Below are 551 nucleotides of genomic sequence, written 5' to 3'. Positions count from 1 at the left end.
CTCTTAAAGCTCAAGACCTATTTGAATCCGGTAGTGCGAGCGTTGTGGCTTACATACAGCCAGTTATTTCTAAAGTTGCACGCACCTTAGAAGCGACACAAGGGAAGATCATAATTACCGGGCATACCGATGACCGTCCGATATTTACCAGCAAGTACCCATCCAATTGGCACTTGTCTTTAGCTCGGGCAACTTCTCTTTCCGAACAGTTAATCGCCAACAGTGCACTTAAAGGCAGAGTAATTCCTGAAGGGTTGGGTGATGCGAGACCTTTGGTAGAAAATGACAGTGAAGAGAACCGAGCAATGAATCGTCGAATTGAAATCGATCTTATTGTGGGCAACTAACGGTTGGGCAAGGAAATGAGTATTAAAGAAATAGGCAGAGTATTTACCCAAAGATGGTTTCTTGGTTTAGTCGGTGTAGCCGCGTGCTCCATTTTTATTTGGGTTGTGGGTCCTCTGATCACGGTTGCAGGTTACGAGCCGCTTAAAAGTGATTTTCAACGTTTAGTTACGATCTTAGTGATTGTTTTTGCTTGGGCGCTTATC

The 551-nt window shown here is 44.3% G+C and carries 2 protein-coding genes; both read left to right on the top strand.

Features of this window, described 5'->3' with window-relative positions:
- On the top strand, positions 1-347 hold a 347-nt coding region (locus R7Q11_RS28560; protein WP_225467274.1), incomplete at its 5' end, for an OmpA family protein.
- 15 nt (positions 348-362) lie between these two features.
- The coding region (locus tag R7Q11_RS28555; protein WP_225467273.1) for a hypothetical protein at positions 363-551 on the top strand (189 nt) is incomplete at its 3' end.

It is taken from the genome of Vibrio sp. 970 (genome assembly GCF_033339075.1).
This window is presented reverse-complemented; position numbering and strand designations above follow the sequence as displayed.